20 protein-coding genes and 1 tRNA gene are annotated in these 18,787 nt (G+C 71.9%); 16 read left to right on the forward strand and 5 right to left on the reverse strand.

The genetic code is table 11. The features are described 5' to 3' along the window. Positions 1-107: 107 nt before the first annotated feature. Positions 108-584 (forward strand): DUF4383 domain-containing protein, encoded by a 477-nt coding sequence (locus AB0C04_RS04720; protein ID WP_357048254.1) that lies wholly within the window; start codon positions 108-110, stop codon positions 582-584. A gap of 64 nt (positions 585-648) precedes the next feature. Here AB0C04_RS04720 and AB0C04_RS04725 read toward each other — a convergent pair whose 3' ends face one another. Both AB0C04_RS04725 and AB0C04_RS04730 read right to left on the reverse strand, forming a co-directional pair. Continuing rightward, the gene (locus AB0C04_RS04725; RefSeq protein WP_357048257.1) at positions 649-1,338 is read right to left on the reverse strand and encodes a TetR/AcrR family transcriptional regulator; all 690 of its coding nucleotides are present in this window, start codon (positions 1,336-1,338) and stop codon (positions 649-651) included. A gap of 226 nt (positions 1,339-1,564) precedes the next feature. Continuing rightward, on the reverse strand, positions 1,565-2,521 hold the full coding sequence (locus tag AB0C04_RS04730; protein ID WP_357048260.1) for an acyl-CoA desaturase: 957 nt from the start codon (positions 2,519-2,521) through the stop codon (positions 1,565-1,567). A 311-nt stretch (positions 2,522-2,832) separates the two neighbouring features. Between AB0C04_RS04730 and AB0C04_RS04735 the strand changes: the two genes are divergently transcribed. The 8 genes from AB0C04_RS04735 (at position 2,833) to AB0C04_RS04770 (ending at position 10,515) form a co-directional block, all read left to right on the forward strand. Next, positions 2,833-2,904, forward strand: a tRNA-Gln gene (locus AB0C04_RS04735). Between the two features lie 101 nt (positions 2,905-3,005). Beyond that, positions 3,006-4,541, forward strand: coding sequence for a bifunctional UDP-N-acetylglucosamine diphosphorylase/glucosamine-1-phosphate N-acetyltransferase GlmU (glmU, locus tag AB0C04_RS04740; protein WP_357048263.1), 1,536 nt, complete (start codon positions 3,006-3,008; stop codon positions 4,539-4,541). 61 nt (positions 4,542-4,602) lie between these two features. After that, positions 4,603-5,583: a ribose-phosphate diphosphokinase gene (locus AB0C04_RS04745; protein WP_350867491.1), complete on the forward strand. Its 981-nt coding sequence runs from the start codon at positions 4,603-4,605 to the stop codon at positions 5,581-5,583. Positions 5,584-5,848: 265 nt separating this feature from the next. Further along, positions 5,849-6,547 carry a 50S ribosomal protein L25/general stress protein Ctc gene (locus AB0C04_RS04750; RefSeq protein ID WP_357048268.1) on the forward strand — a complete coding sequence of 233 codons (699 nt, stop codon included), beginning with the start codon at positions 5,849-5,851 and terminating at the stop codon, positions 6,545-6,547. Positions 6,548-6,635: 88 nt separating this feature from the next. Next, a complete protein-coding gene (pth, locus tag AB0C04_RS04755) occupies positions 6,636-7,226 on the forward strand; it encodes an aminoacyl-tRNA hydrolase (protein ID WP_357048271.1) in 591 nt (196 codons plus the stop codon). Positions 7,227-7,365: 139 nt separating this feature from the next. Next, positions 7,366-8,196 (forward strand): inositol monophosphatase family protein, encoded by an 831-nt coding sequence (locus AB0C04_RS04760; protein ID WP_357048274.1) that lies wholly within the window; start codon positions 7,366-7,368, stop codon positions 8,194-8,196. A gap of 73 nt (positions 8,197-8,269) precedes the next feature. After that, a complete protein-coding gene (cysD, locus tag AB0C04_RS04765) occupies positions 8,270-9,181 on the forward strand; it encodes a sulfate adenylyltransferase subunit CysD (protein ID WP_350867484.1) in 912 nt (303 codons plus the stop codon). Further along, entirely contained in the window at positions 9,181-10,515 is a 1,335-nt protein-coding gene (locus tag AB0C04_RS04770; protein WP_357048279.1) for a GTP-binding protein, read from the forward strand. The genes cysD and AB0C04_RS04770 overlap by 1 nt, the downstream gene beginning before the upstream one ends. A 135-nt stretch (positions 10,516-10,650) precedes the next feature. Here AB0C04_RS04770 and galK read toward each other — a convergent pair whose 3' ends face one another. Both galK and galE read right to left on the reverse strand, forming a co-directional pair. Then, on the reverse strand, positions 10,651-11,808 hold the full coding sequence (gene galK / locus AB0C04_RS04775; protein WP_357048282.1) for a galactokinase: 1,158 nt from the start codon (positions 11,806-11,808) through the stop codon (positions 10,651-10,653). Beyond that, positions 11,805-12,734, reverse strand: a complete 930-nt coding sequence (gene galE / locus AB0C04_RS04780; protein ID WP_357049123.1) for a UDP-glucose 4-epimerase GalE — start codon at positions 12,732-12,734, stop codon at positions 11,805-11,807. The genes galK and galE overlap by 4 nt, the downstream gene beginning before the upstream one ends. A 267-nt stretch (positions 12,735-13,001) precedes the next feature. Between galE and AB0C04_RS04785 the strand changes: the two genes are divergently transcribed. From AB0C04_RS04785 to AB0C04_RS04815, 7 genes are all read left to right on the forward strand, one after another. Continuing rightward, complete coding sequence (locus AB0C04_RS04785) at positions 13,002-14,027, forward strand: hemolysin family protein (protein WP_357048285.1); 1,026 nt, start codon at positions 13,002-13,004, stop codon at positions 14,025-14,027. A 33-nt stretch (positions 14,028-14,060) separates the two neighbouring features. Next, positions 14,061-15,086, forward strand: a complete 1,026-nt coding sequence (trpS, locus tag AB0C04_RS04790; RefSeq protein ID WP_357048288.1) for a tryptophan--tRNA ligase — start codon at positions 14,061-14,063, stop codon at positions 15,084-15,086. A 24-nt stretch (positions 15,087-15,110) separates the two neighbouring features. Beyond that, a complete protein-coding gene (locus AB0C04_RS04795) occupies positions 15,111-15,689 on the forward strand; it encodes a 2'-5' RNA ligase family protein (protein ID WP_357048291.1) in 579 nt (192 codons plus the stop codon). Positions 15,690-15,758: 69 nt separating this feature from the next. Then, positions 15,759-16,682 (forward strand): YihY/virulence factor BrkB family protein, encoded by a 924-nt coding sequence (locus tag AB0C04_RS04800; RefSeq protein WP_357048294.1) that lies wholly within the window; start codon positions 15,759-15,761, stop codon positions 16,680-16,682. Further along, positions 16,679-17,068: a GntR family transcriptional regulator gene (locus AB0C04_RS04805; RefSeq protein ID WP_357048298.1), complete on the forward strand. Its 390-nt coding sequence runs from the start codon at positions 16,679-16,681 to the stop codon at positions 17,066-17,068. Before AB0C04_RS04800 ends, AB0C04_RS04805 begins: the two co-directional genes overlap by 4 nt. Positions 17,069-17,093: 25 nt before the next feature. Next, positions 17,094-17,720: an SRPBCC domain-containing protein gene (locus AB0C04_RS04810; RefSeq protein ID WP_357048301.1), complete on the forward strand. Its 627-nt coding sequence runs from the start codon at positions 17,094-17,096 to the stop codon at positions 17,718-17,720. 69 nt (positions 17,721-17,789) lie between these two features. Beyond that, a complete protein-coding gene (locus tag AB0C04_RS04815) occupies positions 17,790-18,233 on the forward strand; it encodes a hypothetical protein (RefSeq protein ID WP_357048303.1) in 444 nt (147 codons plus the stop codon). 79 nt (positions 18,234-18,312) lie between these two features. On the opposite strand, the gene AB0C04_RS04820 is transcribed toward AB0C04_RS04815, so the two are convergent. Next, a complete protein-coding gene (locus AB0C04_RS04820) occupies positions 18,313-18,681 on the reverse strand; it encodes a VOC family protein (protein ID WP_357048306.1) in 369 nt (122 codons plus the stop codon). Positions 18,682-18,787: the final 106 nt, after the last annotated feature.

Raw genomic sequence — 18,787 nt, forward strand, 5'->3', positions numbered from 1 at the left:
AGATCGGCGGCCGGGTTCCGCCCGCCGCCCCCGCGTTTGCCGCACATCCTCCGCGGATTCGGGTGACAATCCTCCGGAAAAGGCCATCTCGGGCGGAGGAGGGCACCATGCCGCACTTTCCGGTGAACCATCCGGCGCGGCCGATCTACCGGATCCTCTCCGGGCTCATCGGGCTCTACATCCTGGTCTTCGGCGTGTGGGGGGTCGCGGAGACCGCCGGGAGCCCGCTCTTCGGTCGCGACAGCCACTGGGTGCTCGGTCTGCGTACCAACCTGGCGTTCTCGCTGGCCTCGGTGGTGTTCGGCGTCGTCCTGCTGGTCGGCGCCTCCCGACGCAGCAACCTCGGCCACTACATGAATCTGACCGCCGGGACGATCTTCCTGGTCACCAGCATCCTGATGATGTCCGTGCTGCAGACCGAGGCGAACTTCCTGAACTTCTCGATGTCGACGGTCATCGTCTCGATGCTCTTCGGCCTGGTGCTGCTCGGCACCGGCCTCTACGACAAGGTCGGCCTGCCGGAGCATGCCGAGGCGGAGCGGAACAACCGCAAGCACCCGGTCTCCGAGGCGCACACCCGCTGACCCGCTGGACGCCGGCCGGCCGGCTCATCGGCGTGGCCCGGCCGGCTCAGCGCGTCAGGCAGGCTCAGCGCGGCCGGGAGGTGATCAGCCCCGGCTTCGACTCCAGGTGGGACAGCCCGTTCCAGGCCAGGTTCACCAGGTGCGCCGCCACCGTCTCCTTGCGCGGCTTGCGGACCTCCAGCCACCACCGGCCGGTCAACGCCACCATGCCGACCAGCGCCTGGGCGTAGAGCTCGGCGAGCTTCGGGTCGTAGCCGCGGCTCTTGTACTCCGCGCCCAGGATGTGCTCCACCTGGTGGGCGATGTCGTTGAGCACGCTGCTGAAGTTGCCCGTCGCCGACATCAGCGGCGACTCGCGGACCAGCACCCGGAACCCGCTGGTCTCCTCCTCGATGTAGCCCAGCAGGGCCATCGCGGCCTGCTCCAGCAACTCCCGCGGGTGGCCGGCGGTCAGCGCCGTGGTGATCCGGTCCAGCAGCGCCCGGACCTCCCGGTCCACCACCACCGCGTAGAGCCCTTCCTTGCCGCCGAAGTGCTCGTAGACCACCGGCTTGGAGACCTTCGCCCGGGCCGCCACCTCCTCGATGGAGGTGGCGTCGAACCCGCGCTCGGCGAAGAGCTGCCGACCGATCAAGATCAGTTGCTCGCGGCGCTGGGCCGCCGGCATGCGTACCCGCGAGGCGCGCTTGCCGCCCGCCGCGGGTACCGACCGTCGTTGGCCCGTGCCACTGTCATTGCCTGGGACATCCGACATCTCGTCACCTCGCTGGCGCTCAGCGACGCCCTGCCGTGGGATGGTGTCTCCGCTGTGCCCGCTCACGTCGCCGCCTCACTGGCGTGCGGTCGGAAGGCGCTCTCGCGCCCACCGACCGTGTTCGCCGCGGGCCCGGCCCCTGTACCGCCGGACCCTCCGGCGCGCCCCCCGCCTGGTTCGGTCACCCGGCCATACTGCCAGGTAACCTCCAGCCCCATCGCCCGGATTACCTGGCCGCCGGCTCGACCAACTTCGCCGCGATCCGCTCCGGCTTCGGCCAGCGGACGTCGTACGCCGAGCCGATCTTCTCGAAGAACCAGATCACCCGGGCCGAGATGTCCACCTGGCCGCGCAGCACGCCGTGCCGGGCCGAGGTCGGGTCGGCGTGGTGCAGGTTGTGCCAGCTCTCGCCGAAGGACAGGATCGCCAGCGGCCAGAAGTTGGCCGCGCGGTCGCCCTGGCGCATGACGAACGGGCGCTCGCCGTAGACGTGGCAGACCGAGTTGATCGACCAGGTCACGTGGTGCAGCAGCGCGATGCGGACCAGGCCGCCCCAGAAGAGCGCGGTCAGCGCGCCCTGCCAGGACCAGGTCAGCAGGCCGCCCATCAGCGCCGGGCCGAGCACCGAGGCCGCCACCAGCGCCGGGAAGAGCTTGGCGACGCGGCTGATGTCCTTGTCGGCCATGAGGTCCGGGGCGAAGCGTTCCCGGTTGGAAAGTTCCCGGCCGAAGAGCCAGCCCACGTGCGCGTGGAACAGGCCACGGGTCAGGCCCCAGACGTTCTCGCCGAACCGCCAGGGCGAGTGCGGGTCGCCCTCCAGATCGGAAAAGGCGTGGTGGCGGCGGTGGTCGGCGACCCACTGGATGATGTCGCCCTGTGCCGCGAACGAGCCGGAGACCGCCAGCGCGACCCGCAGCCAGCGCTTGGCCTTGAACGAGCCGTGGGTGAAGTAGCGGTGGTAGCCGACCGTGATGCCGAGCCCCGAGATCACGTACCAGAAACCGGCGATACCGACGTCGGTCCAGCTCAGCCAGCCACCCCAGGCCATCGGGATGGCGGCGATCAGCGCCACGAAGGGGATCACCACGAACGCCCAGAGGGCGATCAGGATGCCGGGTGACTGGGAGCCTTCGGTGAGCGGCTTCGGTCCGGGAGTCTTGGGTTCGAGCAGAGCGGTCGTCATGGCACCTCGCAGGAAGAGGGGAAGGGGAAGATCAACGAAGCTACGCCTACGTCACCGTAACTTACGGGACCGTAGATCGCACGGGGAAGTTCGCGAATCGGCTTCGTCGTACCCGCCCCGTTCGCGGCTGAGCTGCGTAGACCCGTTCTGCGCGGAAGAGTTCCGGTGCGCGACCGGCCCGCTGTCCGTCCGGGGTGCGGGACGCGGAGGGATCATGGTGGGAATGAGCGATGGCGCCGCCGGGCCGGGGCGCTAAGGTGTAGCGGCGGGGCGAGGAAGGCCCGCGGGCGGCAGGCATCTCGCGTCGCTGATCGGCCGTGGTGTAATTGGCAACACCCAAGATTTTGGCTCTTGAGTTTCAGGTTCGAATCCTGGCGGCCGAGCTTCCTCAGGACTTCCCGCGCACGGGGTATCGGACAATCCCCCCACACCCTCTGGTTAGCATGGCCGCGAGAGTGTCCGCCTGCCGACGGGAGCCCACGTCGTGTCCCAGCCTCACCCCCGCACCGTTGTCGTGCTCGCCGCCGGTGAGGGCAAGCGGATGAAGTCGGCGCTGCCCAAGGTGCTGCACCCGCTGCTCGGTCGTACGCTGCTCGGCCACGTGCTGAGCGCGGCGGGGCCGCTGGCCGCGGATCGCACCGTGGTGGTGGTCGGCCACGGCGCCGACCAGGTCCGCGCCCACCTCGCCGAGATCGCCCCGGACGCCACCGGAGTGCTCCAGGCCGAGCAGCTCGGCACCGGTCACGCGGTACGCATCGCGCTGGACGCGGTGCCGGACGCCACCGGCACCGTGATCGTGATCAACGGAGACGTGCCGCTGCTCCGCCCGGAGACGGTGAGCGCTCTCGTGCAGGCCCACGAGCAGGCCGGCGCGGCGGCCACGGTGCTCGCCGCGGAGGTGCCCGACCCGACCGGCCTCGGTCGGATCGTCCGGGCCGCCGACGGCCAGTTGGAGCAGATCGTCGAGGAGCGGGACGCGACCGCGACGCAGCGCGCCATCCGGGAGATCAACGCCGGCATCTACGCGTTCGACGTGGCGCGGCTGCGCAACGCGCTGGGCAAGCTCTCCACCGACAACGACCAGGGCGAGGAGTATCTGACCGACGTCTTCGGCCTGCTCGGTTCGGCGGGCGAGCCGGTGACCGTGCACGTCGCGGCGGACCACGTGGAGACGCTGGGCTGCAACGACCGGGTCGAGCTGGCGGCGCTGCGCCGGCTGCTGCGCGACCGGATCAACGAGGGCTGGATGCGTACCGGGGTGAGCCTGCTCGACCCGGAGACCACCTGGATCGACGTGACCGTGGCACTGGACCGGGACGCCGTGATCGACCAGAACACCCAGCTGCGCGGCGCCACGGTGGTCGGCACCGGGGCGGTCGTCGGCCCGGACGTGACGCTGATCGACACGGTGGTCGGCGCCGGCGCGACCGTGCTGCGCAGCCACGCGGTGGGCGCCGAGGTCGGCCCGGGCGCCAGCGTCGGCCCGTACGCCTACCTGCGGCCGGACGCGCGGCTCGCCGAGAAGTCGAAGGTCGGCACGTTCGTCGAGGTGAAGAACTCCGAGGTCGGCCCGGGTGCGAAGGTGCCACACCTGTCGTACGTGGGTGACGCGACGATCGGGGCGAAGGCGAACATCGGCGCGGCGACGATCGTGGTGAACTACGACGGGGTGAACAAGAACCGGACCATCGTCGGCGAGGCGGCGTTCATCGGCTGCGACACCAGCCTGATCGCCCCGGTCGAGGTGGGCGCCGGGGCCTACGTGGCGGCCGGGAGCGCGATCACCCAGGACGTGCCGCCGGGGGCGCTGGGCGTGACCCGGGCGCCGCAGCGCAACGTCGAGGGCTGGGTGGCTCGCAAGCGGCCGGGAACGGTCTCGGCGGCGGCGGCCGAGCGGGCCCTGCGGGCCGCCGAGGGTGCGCCGGACGAGGCACGGCTGGCAAGTGACAGTGAGGCAATCCACGGGGATGCCGAGACGGTGGGCGGTGCGTCCGCCACGGGAGATACTGCAACCGAATAGTCCCGGCCCACCACCACCGTGCAGTGCCGGGTCACACCGACCAACGGGAGCAGACGGGCCCATGGGCAGCATCGTCGCCGAAAACCGCAAGAGTCTGATGCTCTTCACCGGGCGTGGTTTTCCGGAGTTGGCCAAGGAGATCGGTGAGGTGCTCGGCGTCGCGCCGACGCCGGCCGACGCGTACGAGTTCGCCAACGGCGAGATCTTCGTACGGTTCAGGGACTCGGTGCGTGGTTCGGACGCCTTCGTGGTGCAGTCCGTCACGCACGGGGTGAACACCTGGGTCATGGAGACCCTGATCATGATCGACGCACTGAAGCGCGGGTCGGCCAAGCGGATCACCGTGGTACTGCCGTTCTACCCGTACGCGCGGCAGGACAAGAAGCACCGCGGCCGGGAGCCGATCTCGGCCCGGCTGATCGCCGACCTGCTGAAGACTGCCGGGGCCAACCGCATCCTCACCGTCGACCTGCACACCGCGCAGATCCAGGGCTTCTTCGACGGCCCGGTCGACCACCTCTTCGCGATGGACATCCTCGCCGAGTACGTGGAGCACAAGTACGCCGGCCGGCCGATGACCGTGGTGGCACCCGATTCGGGCCGGGTACGGGTGGCCGAGCGGTGGACCGACCGGCTCGGCGGCTGCCCGCTGGCGTTCATCCACAAGACCCGCGACCCGATGAAGCCGAACCAGGTGGTGGCGAACCGGGTCGTCGGCGACGTGGAGGGTCGGGTCTGCCTGATCGTCGACGACATGATCGACACCGGCGGCACGATCTGCCGGGCGGCGGACATCCTCAAGGAGTCCGGCGCGGCCGACGTGATCGTCGCGTCCACCCACGCGCTGCTCTCGGACCCGGCGACCGAGCGGTTGAAGAACAGCCCGATCAGCGAGGTCGTGGTCACCAACACGCTGCCGCTGCCGCCCGAGAAGCAGCTCGACAAGATCACCGTGCTGTCGATCGCGCCGCTGCTGGCCCGGGCGATCCGGGAGGTCTTCGACGACGGCTCGGTGACCACCCTCTTCGGTGGCCTGAGCTGACCTTTTCCGCCGTTCCCGCCGGTGCCGAGCACCGGCGGGAACGGCGATGTGGGGACTGGCGGAGAGTCGGGAATTCCCTCGGGTAGACTGGTGCGGTTGCCACGGCGAGGGTGCCCTGCGGGCCGCTGACGAAGCGCCGCACGGAGGCACCGTCATCGACGCGGTGCTCCGGGCAGTCGTTCATGACGCATGAGCCCCAGCGAGCCCCTCGCCCCAGCACCGCAAGTCGACAAGCCGCCGCGCAAAAAGCATCAGGAGTTTCGCCGTGTCCGAGGTAAAGATCAGCGCCGAGCCCCGTACCGAGTTCGGCAAGGGTGGTGCCCGTCGTACCCGCCGGGCCGGCAAGGTGCCCGCCGTGCTGTACGGCCACGGCGAGAAGCCCAAGCACATCGCGCTGCCGTCCCGTGAGTTCGCGGCCGCGATCCGCAAGGGTGGCGCCAACCAGCTGTTCGCGATCGACATCACCGACGGCACCCAGGTGCTGGCGCTGCCGAAGGCGATCCAGCGTGACCCGATCAAGGACACCTTCGAGCACGTGGACCTGCTGCTGGTCCGCCGGGGCGAGAAGGTCACCGTCGAGGTCCCGGTCCAGCTGACCGGCGAGGCCGCGAAGGACACCCTGATCGTGCACGACCACGACACCCTCTCGGTGACCGCCGACGCCACCAAGGTCCCCGACCACCTGGAGGCCTCGATCGAGGGCCTGGAGGCGGGCTCCCAGGTGACCGCCGGTGACGTGACGCTGCCGTCCGGCGTCGAGCTGGCCGTCGACCAGGAGCTGCCGGTCGCCGCGGTGACCGCCGCGCCGACCGCCGAGCAGCTCGAGGCGACGCTGCCCGAGGTCGAGGAGGCCACCGAGGAGGCCGAGGCCGAGGTCGGCGAGGTCACCGAGGGCTCCGAGGGCGCGGATGCCGCCCCGGCCGCCGAGGGCGCCGAGAACACCGAGGCCCGTACCGAGGCCTGATCGGTTCGTACTGTGCGACAGGCGTCCCCGAGCGTTCGGGGGCGCCTGTCGGCGTATCGGGTGAGTTCGACGGCGGGAAGGGCGGGTCGTGACGGACGAGGCAGGGCCGTGGCTGGTGGTCGGCCTGGGCAACCCGGGCCGGGAGTACGCCGGTAACCGGCACAACGTCGGCTTCCTGGTGGCCGACCTGTTGGCCGGGCGGATCGGCGCGAAGTTCGGCCGGCACCGGCGCGCGGTGGCGGAGGTCGCCGAGGGGCGGCTGGGCTTCGGCGGGCCCCGGCTGGTGCTGGTGAAGCCGCTGACCTACATGAACCTCTCCGGCGGGCCGGTGGCCGCGTTGGCCCAGTTCTACAAGGTGGCCCCGGGCCAGGTGATCGCGGTGCACGACGAGCTGGACATCGGCTACGGGCAGCTGCGGGTGAAGTGCGGCGGCGGCGAGGGCGGGCACAACGGGCTGCGCTCGATGTCGAAGTCGCTCGGCACCAAGGAGTACGTGCGGGTCCGGTTCGGCATCGGCCGGCCGCCGGGCCGGCAGGATCCGGCGGACTACGTACTGTCGGATTTCGGCCCGGTCGAGCGCAAGGAGCTGGAGTTCCTGGTGGACCGGGCGGCCGATGTGGTGGAGTCGGTCATCGCCCGGGGCGTGGAGCCGACGCAGAACCTGTACCACGGCGGCTGACACCGGGCGGGGCACACCGGATCGGGCGTACCGGGCCGGTAGTCTGCGCCTTTCGGCGTGGCGCGACCGGCGACGCGGGTCGCGGCGGGACGGTCCGGCGGACGACCCGGGCCGTGGCGAGGCGACGGGAGCGGTAGTCATGGGCAGTCCTCCGATGATCGACGGCGCGTTCGCCCGGTGGTTGGCGGGCCGGGCCGGGCAGGCGTTGCTCGGGCTGCGCGCGGAGATGGGCTTCGCCGACCCGGGGGCGTTGAAGTCGGCCGGGGACAAGGTCTCGCACGACCTGATCCGCACCGAGCTGGCCAAGTGGCGCCCGGGCGACGCGGTGCTCTCCGAGGAGGACGAGGGGTCGCGACTGGCCTGGGCGGCGGAGGTGAACGCCGGGGCGGTGTCCCGGTTGACCGCGGACCGGGTGTGGATCGTCGACCCGCTCGACGGCACCCGGGAGTTCGCCGAGGACGGGCGGACGGACTGGGCGGTGCACGTGGCGCTCTGGGCGCGCACCGCGCCGAGCCCGCACGGACTGATCGCCGGCGCGGTGGGGTTGCCCGCGCAGCACCGGGTGCTCGGCACCGACTATCCGCCGGCGTACCCGCCGATGACGTTGGAGGCGGCGACCGCCGGCGCGCGGATCATCCGACTCGCGGCGAGCCGGAGCCGTCCCCCGGTGTTCCTCACCGACCTGGCCGAGGATGTGGGGGCGCACCTGGTGCCGATGGGTTCGGCCGGAGCGAAGATCGCCGCGGTGGTGACCGGCGAGGTGGACGCGTACATCCACGCCGGCGGGCAGTACGAGTGGGACTCGGCGGCGCCGGTGGCTGTGGCGACGGCCACCGGACTGCACGCTTCCCGGATCGATGGTTCTGCGCTGAAATACAACGAAGCGGATCCGCGCCTGCCCGACCTGTTGGTCTGCCGCAAGGATCTCGCCCCCCGGCTGCTTGCAGCGTTGCAGCGCCATTCCGGGTAGCCTGAGGCACTTCTTGACTTCCCCGACCTGAAAGGTCTGGAAACCGGATGAGCGAGCGATTCGAGGCCCGGTCGTGACCGCCCCCGCCGCCTACCAGGTCTCGCACCTGGCTGCCCTTGAGGCGGAGAGCATCTTCGTGATGCGCGAGGTGGTGGCCGAGATGGAGCGGCCGGTGCTGCTCTTCTCGGGCGGCAAGGACTCGATCGTGATGCTCCGGCTGGCCCAGAAGGCGTTCGCCCCGGCGAACATCCCCTTCCCGGTGATGCACGTCGACACCGGGCACAACTTCCCCGAGGTCATGGAGTACCGCGACCGGCGCGTCGCCGAGCTGGGGTTGCAGCTGGTGGTGGCGAGCGTGCCCGAGGCCCTGACGAGTGGCCTGGTGCGCGAGCCGGCCGACGGGACGCGCAACCGCATCCAGACCCCGGTGCTGCTCGACGCGGTCGAGAAGCACCGCTTCGACGCGCTCTTCGGCGGTGCCCGTCGGGACGAGGAGAAGGCCCGGGCCAAGGAGCGGGTGTTCAGCTTCCGCGACGAGTTCGGCCAGTGGGACCCGAAGAACCAGCGCCCGGAGCTCTGGTCGCTCTACAACGGCCGGCACCACCCGGGCGAGTCGATCCGGGTCTTCCCGCTCTCCAACTGGACCGAGCTGGACGTCTGGCACTACATCGCCCGGGAGCGGATCGCGCTGCCGTCGATCTACTACGCGCACGAGCGCGAGGTGATCGACCGCGACGGGATGCTCTACGCGGTCAACGAGTACTTCCGCCCGAGGGCCGGCGAGGAGCGGTTCAAGGCGCGGGTGCGCTACCGCACGGTGGGCGACGCGTCCCTCACCGCGGCCGTGCGCTCCGACGCCGACACCGTGGAGAAGGTCATCGAGGAGGTGGCGGCGACCCGGCTCACGGAGCGCGGCGCGACCCGCGGTGACGACCGGGTCAGTGAGGCCGCCATGGAGGACCGCAAGCGGGAGGGCTACTTCTGATGACCGCCGAGACCGTCGCGCCGGCCGGCGCGGACGCAACGGAAGCCCCGGCTGCCACCGGCACACCGGAGGCCCGGCCAATGGATCTGCTCCGGTTCGCCACCGCGGGCAGCGTGGACGACGGCAAGTCCACGCTGATCGGGCGGCTGCTCTACGACACCAAGTCGCTCTTCACCGACCAGTTGGCCGCGGTCGAGGCGGTCAGCGCGGCGCGCGGCGACGAGTACACCAACCTGGCGCTGCTCACCGACGGCCTGCGGGCGGAGCGGGAGCAGGGCATCACCATCGACGTGGCGTACCGGTACTTCGCCACCCCACGGCGGAAGTTCATCATCGCCGACACCCCCGGGCACATCCAGTACACCCGGAACATGGTCACCGGCGCCTCGACGGCCGACCTCGCGCTGATCCTGGTGGACGCTCGCAAGGGGTTGGTGGAGCAGTCCCGCCGGCACGCGTTCCTCTGCTCGCTGCTGCGGGTGCCGCACCTGGTGCTCTGCGTCAACAAGATGGACCTGGTCGACTACTCGCAGGAGGTCTTCGAGCGGATCGCCGACGAGTTCACCGCGTTCGCCGCGAAGCTCGAGGTGCCCGACCTGACCGTGGTGCCGGTCTCCGCGCTGAAGGGCGACAACATCGTCGGGCGCTCGGCGAACATGCCCTGGTACGAGGGGCCGTCGCTGCTGCACCACCTGGAGCGGGTGCACATCGCCTCGGACCGCAACCTGGTCGACGTCCGCTTCCCGGTGCAGTACGTGATCCGTCCGCAGTCGACCACGGTCACCGACTACCGCGGATACGCCGGCCAGGTCGCCTCGGGTGTGCTGAAGCCGGGTGACGAGGTGATGGTGCTGCCGTCCGGGTTCACCAGCCGGATCGCCGCGGTGGAGACCGCCGACGGGCCGGTCGCCGAGGCGTTCCCGCCGATGTCGGTGACGGTACGGCTGACCGACGAGATCGACATCTCCCGGGGCGACCTGATCTGCCGGCCGAACAACGCCCCGGCGGTGGCCCAGGACATCGAGGCGATGATCTGCTGGATGGACGAGACCCGCCCGTTGCAGGTCGGCGGCAAGTACGCGATCAAGCACACCACCCGGTCGGCCCGGGCGATCGTGCGCGGCCTGCACTACCGGTTGGACATCAACTCGCTGCACCGCGACGAGTCGGCGGGCGAGCTGCGGCTCAACGAGATCGGCCGGGTGCGGCTGCGGACCACCGTCCCGCTGCTGGCCGACGAATATCGCCGCAACCGCACCACCGGCGGTTTCGTCGTCATCGACGAGACCACCAACCGCACCGTCGGCGCCGGCATGATCGTCGAGGCCTCCTGACCCCCTCCCACCCCGCCCCTACGCACCGTTCCCGTTCCCGCTGCCGTTCCCGTTCTCGATGATCAAGAGGTTTGCGTCATGTCCCGGCCGGATCCTGACGCAAACCTCTTGATCAACTCGACGGGAACGGGGGGCTCAGTTCAGGCGGGTGGCGCCGGGGGCCGGGAGCACGGTGACGTGGGCGGGGGTCTGGAAGCCGCGTTCGGCGTAGGCGGCGGTGACGGCCTCGGCGACCGCGTCGGCGGCGTCCGCCTCGACCAGGGCCAGCACGCAGCCGCCGAAGCCGCCGCCGGTCATCCGGGCACCGAGCGCGCCGGCGGCGAGCGCGGCCTCGACCGCGGTGTCGATCTCCGGCACGGTGATCTCGAAGTCGTCGCGCATCGAGGCGTGTGACGCGGTCAGCAGCGGGCCGATCTCGCCGACCCGGCCGGCGCGCAGCAGCACCACGGTGTCGAGCACCCGCTGGTCCTCGGTGACCACGTGCCGGACCCGGCGCCGGGTCTCGTCGTCGTCGAGCCGGGCGAGCGCCGAGTCGAGCTGGTCCACGCCGACGTCGCGCAGCGCGGTCACGCCGAGCCGGTCGGCCGCGGCCTCGCAGGACTTGCGGCGGGCCGCGTACTCGCCGTCGGCGTGCCGGTGCGGTGCCCGGCTGTCGACGACCAGCATGGCGAGCCCGGCGGCGTGCAGGTCGAACGGGATGTGCTCGACCTCCTCCGTACGGCAGTCGAGGAAGAGCGCGTGCCCGTCGCGGCAGCGGATCGCGGCCGACTGGTCCATGATTCCGGTCGGCGCGCCGACGTAGGCGTTCTCGGCGCGCTGGGCGAGCCGGGGCTGCCGGGCGGCGGGCAGGTCCAGGCCGCCCAGGTCGACCAGAGCGGTCAGCACCGCCGCCTCCAGCGCGGCCGAGGAGGAGAGCCCGGCGCCGAGCGGCACGTCGGAGGCGATCGCCAGCCGGGCCCCGGGTACGGCGTGACCGGCGTCGCGCAGCGCCCAGACCACCCCGGCGACGTACGCGCCCCAGCCGGTGACCCGGCCGGGCTCGGCGACGTCGTCGGCGTCGAACGTGATCGTCTCGCCGGAGAGCTCGGACCAGACCGTCCAGCGCTGGCCGTCCTGCCGGTCGGCGGCGGCCACCGTCCGGAGCGGCAGCGCGAAGGGCAGCACGAAGCCGTCGTTGTAGTCGGTGTGCTCGCCGATCAGGTTGACCCGGCCCGGTGCCGCCCAACGGCCGGCGGGCGCGGCGCCGTACTCCCGCTGGAAGCCCGCGGTGGCGCGGTCGGCGACGTCGGTCATGCCTGCTCCAAAATGTGCGTGCGGTAGAAGGCCCAGGCGTCGCCGACCATGTCGTGCAGGGTCGGCTTGCGCGGCACCCAGCCCAGCTCCTCGCGGGCCAGCCGGGAGGAGGCGACGAGCTCGGACGGGTCGCCCTCGCGTCGCGGCGCGACCTCGACCGGCAGCGGGTGCCCAGTGACCTCGCGGACCACGTCGACCACCTGCCGGTTGGTGAACCCGCTGCCGTTGCCGAGGTTGTAGATCCGGTGCTGGCCCGCGGTGGCCGCGTCCAGCGCGAGCAGGTGGGCCCGGGCCAGGTCGGCCACGTGGATGTAGTCGCGCACGCAGGTGCCGTCGACGGTGGGGTAGTCGTCGCCGAATAGCTGGAGCTTCTCCCGCCGGCCGGCGGCGACCTCCAGCGCGATCGGGATCAGGTGGGTCTCCGGATCGTGCCGCTCGCCGAGCGCGACGTCGCCCTCGAGGTGCGCGCCGGCGACGTTGAAGTAGCGCAGCGAGACGGCGGCCAGCCCGTGCCCGATCGCCTCGGAGGTCAGGGCCATGTCGACGGCGAGCTTGGTGGCCCCGTACGTGTTGGTGGGGGCCTTCACCGCGGTCTCGGGGATCGGCAGCTCGGTGGGGTTGCCGTAGACCGCGGCGGTGGAGGAGAAGACCAGCCGGGGCACCCCGGCGGCCCGGACGGCGTCGAGCAGGGCGAGCGAACCGATCGTGTTGGTGTGCCAGTAGAGCTCCGGCTTGACCATCGACTCGCCGGCGGCGATGAGGGCGGCGAAGTGCAGCACGCCGTCGAAGCCGGCCTGCGGGGTGAGCACCCGGGCGGCGTCGTGGATGGACGCGTCGACGTGGGTGGCGTCGGGGGCGAGCGCCTCGCGGTGCCCGGTGCGCAGGTCGTCGAGGACGACCACCTCGTGGCCGGCGTCGAGCAGCATCCGGGTCACCACGCTGCCGATGAACCCGGCACCGCCGGTGACGAGCAGTTTCACGTCGTTGCCTCCTGCCTGGCCGGCCCGGGACGCGGCCCTTCGGTGATCACCCTACGGTGGCGGCCGGAGCCCGGCCGTGCCTGCGGTCATCCTGATTCCATCATAAACTCTCATGATTCAACAGAGTTGAACATGCCCGGCGTGCGGAAGCCGGCGGCCCGAGCCGGCCGGAAAGCCGGTGCTGGAAGGGCGCAGGTGTCTACCATCTCTGGCATGCGGGAAGCGGGCGGTCCCGAGCACCGGCGACGCGTGCGGCGGCCGCCCCGCCCTGACCCGAGCCCGGTAGCCCGAGCTGTCGCCCGCGTGGTCGTCCGGGCCGCCGACGCCGCCACCCGCCTCGTCACCGACCTGCTCGGCGCCAGCCCGGCGGCCGGCCGGGAGCGGATCAGCGAAGCCGAGCTGCGCGACCTGGTCGCCGCGAACACCCTGCTCGACCCGGACGAGCGCCGGATCATCGACGAGGTGCTGGTCGCCGGGGCGAGCCTGGTCCGTGAGGTGATGATGCCCCGCACCGAGGTGGTGTTCCTGCCCGCCGGGCTCTCCATCGACGAGGCGGCCCGTCTGGTCCGGGCCGAGCCGCACACCCGGTACCCGGTCACCGACGGCACCCACGACGACGTGGTCGGCTTCGTCCACCTGCGCGACGTGCTGCTCCGCCCGGAGACCGACCGGTGCGGCACGGTCGGCGAGCTGACCCGGGAGGTGAAGCGGCTGCCCGGCAGCAAGCGGGTGCTCGCCGCGCTGACCGAGATGCGCCGCGAGGGGCACCACCTGGCGGTCGTGGTCGACGAGTACGGCGGCACCGCCGGCATCGTCACCCTCGAAGACCTGATCGAGGAGCTGGTCGGCGAGATCCACGACGAGTACGACGACGCGCCCGACCCGGTGCGCGCCGGGCTGCCCGCGGTGGTCGACGGTCGGCTCAACCTGGCCGACTTCGCCGAACGTACCGGAGTGACGCTGCCGCCCGGGCCGTACGGGACGGTGGGCGGGTTCGTCATGGCGGCGCTGGGCCGGCTGCCGGTCGTCGGCGACGAGGTGCCGGTGCCGCCCGGGCCGGCCGACGCCGCCGCCCCGGAGCCCGGCGACCCGGCCGGCGGTTGGCTGCTGCGGGTGCTGGCACTGGACGGGCGGCGGGTGGCGCGGCTCGCCGTCTCCGCCGTGCGCCTGCCCGAGCAGCGACGTGAGGTCACGGCGCCGACGGCGGCGAGCGGCGGCCGACCCGCCGGCCCGTCATGACGCCCGCCCCGGCTTGCTGACAGAATTGCCGGCATGTCCGACGTTCCCGCCCGCCCCCGCGTCTTCTCCGGCATCCAGCCGACGGCCGACTCGTTCCACCTCGGCAACTACCTGGGCGCGGTGCGGCACTGGGTGGCGTTGCAGGAGACCCACGACGCGTTCTACTGCGTGGTCGACCTGCACGCGATCACCGCCGGGCACGACCCGAAGGTGCTCAAGCAGCGGTCCCGGGTGGCCGCCGCCCAGCTCTTCGCCGTCGGCATCGACCCGGAGCGCAGCACCCTCTTCGTCCAGTCGCAGGTGCCCGAGCACCCGCAGCTGGCCTGGGTGCTCGGCTGCATCACCGGCTTCGGTGAGGCCAGCCGGATGACCCAGTTCAAGGACAAGTCGCAGAAGCAGGGCAGCGAGCGCTCCAGCGTCGGCCTCTTCACCTACCCGATCCTGCAGGCCGCCGACATCCTGCTCTACCAGGCGCACGCGGTGCCGGTCGGCGAGGACCAGCGTCAGCACCTGGAGCTCTCCCGAGACCTGGCGCAGCGGTTCAACTCGCTGTTCGGCAAGACCTTCACCGTGCCCGCCCCGCACATCGTGAAGGACACCGCGAAGATCACCGACCTGCAGGAACCGACCGCGAAGATGTCCAAGTCGTCGTCCTCGCCGGCCGGCATCATCGACCTGCTTGACGATCCCGCCCGCTCGGCCAAGAAGATCCGCTCCGCGGTCACCGACACCGGGCGGGAGATCGTCTTCGACGCCGAGGGCAAGCCCGGCATCTCCAACCTGCTGACCATCCACTCCGCCCTGAGCGGCCGCAGCACCGACGAGCTGGTCGGCGCGTACGCCGGCAAGGGCTACGGCGATCTGAAGAAGGACCTGGCCGAGGTGGTGTCCGAGTTCGTCCGGCCGATCCAGGAGCGCACCCGGGCCTACCTGGACGACCCGGCCCAGTTGGACAAGCTGCTCGCCGCCGGCGCCGAGAAGGCCCGTGCGGTGGCCGCGCCGACGCTGCGCGCGGTGTACGAGCGGGTGGGCTTCTTCCCGCCGGTGCGCGGCGAGTAGCGCCGCGGCGCGACGCGGGACGGGATGAAGGGGCCGGTGGCCGGAGAGGTGGCGCGCAGCGTGGACCGCAGGGACGGGTCGCCGGAGGCCGGTGACGCCCTCCAGATCGGCATCGCCGTCGACATCCCCGAGCCGTGGGGCAGCGTGCTCACCCGGCGGCGGGTCGAGGCCGGCGATCCGCTGGCGGTCCCGGCGCACGTGACGCTGCTCGGGCCGACCGAGATTCCGGCGACCGCGCTGCCCGCCGTGGAGCGGCACCTGGCCACGGTCGCCGGCGCCCACCTGCCGTTCACCCTGCACCTGCGCGGCACCGGGACGTTCCGGCCGGTGACCCAGGTGGTCTTCGTGGCGGTGGCCGCCGGGATCAGCGAGTGCGAACTGCTCGCCGCCGCGATCAACGCCGCACCGGAACTGCGCCGAGAGGCGCGCTTCCCGTACCACCCGCACGTCACCGTGGCGCAGGACGTAGCGCCGGAGGCGCTGGACAAGGCGTACGAGGACCTGGCCGACTTCTCGGCCGTGTTCGAGGTGGCCGGGTTCACTCTCTTCTCCCATGGGCAGACCCGGTGGCAGCCGCGCCGGGACTTCCGGCTCGGCGGCTGACGACCGGGGTGTGGGCGCGCCCGACGGCGGTTACCCCCACGACCCGCCGACATCGGCGAGGATGACGGCGTGAACGTGATCGGTCGGGTCGAGGCGGCCATCGACCGCCGGGTGAGCGCCGCCCGCCGTCGATCGCCGGTCTTCGACCACGTGTGGCGGGCCGGCGCGCTCTACGCCGAGGTGCTCGGCGGCCGGCTGGCCGCCGCGATCGCCTACTACGGCTTCTTCGCGGTCTTCGCCCTGGCTCTGGTCGCGTACGCCATCTTCGGCGCGATCCTGGACGACAACGACGAGGTCAGCTCCGCCGCAGCCGACTTCCTCCGGGACAATCTGCCGTTCCTCGACCCGGTGCAGATCGCCGACAGCAGCGGCACGGTCGGCGTGGTCGGCCTGGTCATCCTGGCCTTCACCGGGATCGGCTGGATCGAGGCGATCCGCTCCTCGCAGCGGCTGATGTACGGGCTGAACCAGCAGCCCGGCAACCTGGTGATCCGCCGGCTGGTCGACATCGGCGTCATGGTCGTCGTCTTCGTGCTGCTCGGCGGCTCGGTGGCCGCTGTCGACGCGCTGGAGTCGGTGCTGCGCTGGTTGCTGCGCAGCACCGGTTCACTCGGCCTGACCACGCTGAGCGCGCTGCTCAGCATCCTGGTCAACGCGGTGCTCGCCGTGCTGCTGCTGGTCGCGATTCCCCGGCTGCGGATGAGCCGGGCCCGGCTGCGCCCGGTGGTGTGGCTGGTCGCGATCGGCATCACGCTGCTCAACACGGTCGGGCGCTACTACGTGGTGCGTACCGAGCGGAATCCGGCGTACACGGTGGTGGCCGGCGCGGTGGGGCTGCTGCTCTACCTCTACCTGCTCAACCAACTGGTGCTCTTCGGCGCGGCGCTCGCCGCGACCAGCACCCGCGGCCGGGTGGTCGACCTGGCGGAGGGCCCGGCGCCGGACGACATCGACGACGAAGCCGGGCCCGGCACCCCGGGCGGTGCGGTGTGACCAGAGGGGAGCGGGCGTTGCTGATCTCGGTCGACGCGGGGTCGTCCGTGCCACCGTACGAGCAGCTGCGCGGGCAGCTCGCCGAGATGATCGGGGACGGCCGGCTGCCGGTCGGCACCCGGCTGCCCACCGTCCGGCAGCTCGCCGCCGATCTGAACCTGGCCGCGAACACGGTCGCCCGGGCGTACCGGGAGCTGGAATCGGCCGGCCTGCTTCAGACCCGGGGCCGGCACGGCACATTCGTCGCACCCGGCCGGGATGATGCGATGGACCGCTTGCACCGGGTGGCCACCGACTACGCGGCCGAGGCACGCCGGCTCGGCGTGCCGCCCGCTGCGGCGCTCGCCCTGGTCCGCGCGGCCCTGGACGCGACGCGGCCGGGATGACATCCGAACGACGAGGGGAGCATCGGTGATCGAACCGGAGGCGCTGACGGTCGAGGTCGCGGTGGCCGCGCCGATCGACCGGGTCTGGGCGGCGTTGACCGAGCCGGCCGAGATCGGGCAGTGGTTCGGCTGGGAGTACGACGGCCTGGCCGACGAGATCCGCCACATCTTCGTCGACCACGCCGAGCGCTTCCCGCCCGGCCGGCTGGCGATGGCCGACGGTTCGGAGATCGTGCTCGCCGGCGACGACGGGCGGACGCTGGTGCGGGTGGTCATGCCCGGTGACGGCGACGACGCCTTCAACCTGATCCTGGAGGGCTGGCGGGCCTTCTTCGAGCAGCTGCGCTTCCTGCTCGAACGGCAACCGGTCGAGCCTCGGCGCACCGTCTACCTGACCGGCGCGGCCACCGGCGCGCAGCTGCTCGCCGCCCTGCCACCGGGGGAGCTGTGGCACCGGAGCGGCTATCTGCGGATGGTGGTCGACGGCGACGGCCGGCTGCTGACCGCCCTGGCCGAGCAGCCGCTCGACGCGGGCGAGGTGGCCCCGGTGAGCCTCACCGTCAGCAGCTACGGCCTGGACGACGACGCCGCGGCCCGCCTCCGCGACGAGTGGAACAGCCGCTGGCACGCCGCGCTCCCACCGGCCCCCTGACGGTCGCCGACGAGGGTGGATCGGGCGATTGCCGCCCGAGGCTCGGGGGAGACGGACGATGATGGGCCGGTGGGCGCACTCGTGACGTTGGACCTGCCGAGCGACTCGCCGATGCTCGGCCTGCCGTGGATCATCACGCTCGGTCCGCTCGGCGACGACGACGAGTGGGAGCCGGTGGTCTGCGGCCCCTACGAGCGTCCGCACGCGCTCGCCCTGGCCGAGGCGGTGGTGGCCGACGAACAGCTGATGGCCGTCGTCGAGCCGCTGCTGCCGGCGCTCTCCGCCGAGGAGATCCGCAGCGAGATCGCCGCCGCCCAGATCGCGGCGGCGGACGAGGCCGCACAGGTCGACCAGGCCGACCTCTACGGCGATTTCGAGGACACCATCGACGAGGAGCTGGACGCGGCGGCGGACGAGGCCGGCCACGGTGAGCGGGCCGTCCCGCCCACCGAGGCCGAGCTGCGCGCCGGGTTCCGCCGCATCGCCGAGATCCTCACCGCCAAGGGGGCGTGACCGCTCGGCCCGCGAGGGCTCAGGCGGGCATCCGGCGCGGGTCGGCCCGGGCGATGTCGCGGGCCCGGCCGCCGAGGGGTCAGGGCCGCGTCGGCTGGGCGTTCAGGATGCAGAACTCGTTGTCCTCCGGGTCGGCGAGCACCACGAACTGCTCCTCGCCGGTCTGCCCGACGTCGGCGTGCCGGGCGCCGAGCCCGATCAGCCGCTGTACCTCCGCGCCCGGGTCGCCGTCGCTGACCAGGTCCAGGTGCAGCCGGTTCTTGCCCCGCTTCGCGGTGCCGGAGCCCTGCAGCCACACCGTGGGGCCGGTCGCACCGTCGGCGGGCCAGAGCTTCGCGCTGCCGTCATCGCCCTGCTCGACGGTGTAACCGAGCGCCCCGGACCAGAACGTCACCATCAGATCGACGTCCTCGACGTCGAGGGTGTACTGCGTCACCCGTGCCACCATGTGCACCACCTCCGTCGCCACTGCCCGGTGCGGTACCCGGGCGGCGGCGGGGCGACACGTGGACGCACCGACCATTGTGGTTTTCCGGTTCCGGGCGGACGCCGGC

The sequence above is a fragment of the Micromonospora sp. NPDC048909 genome (assembly GCF_040649635.1).
In the GTDB taxonomy this organism is placed as follows: domain Bacteria; phylum Actinomycetota; class Actinomycetes; order Mycobacteriales; family Micromonosporaceae; genus Micromonospora.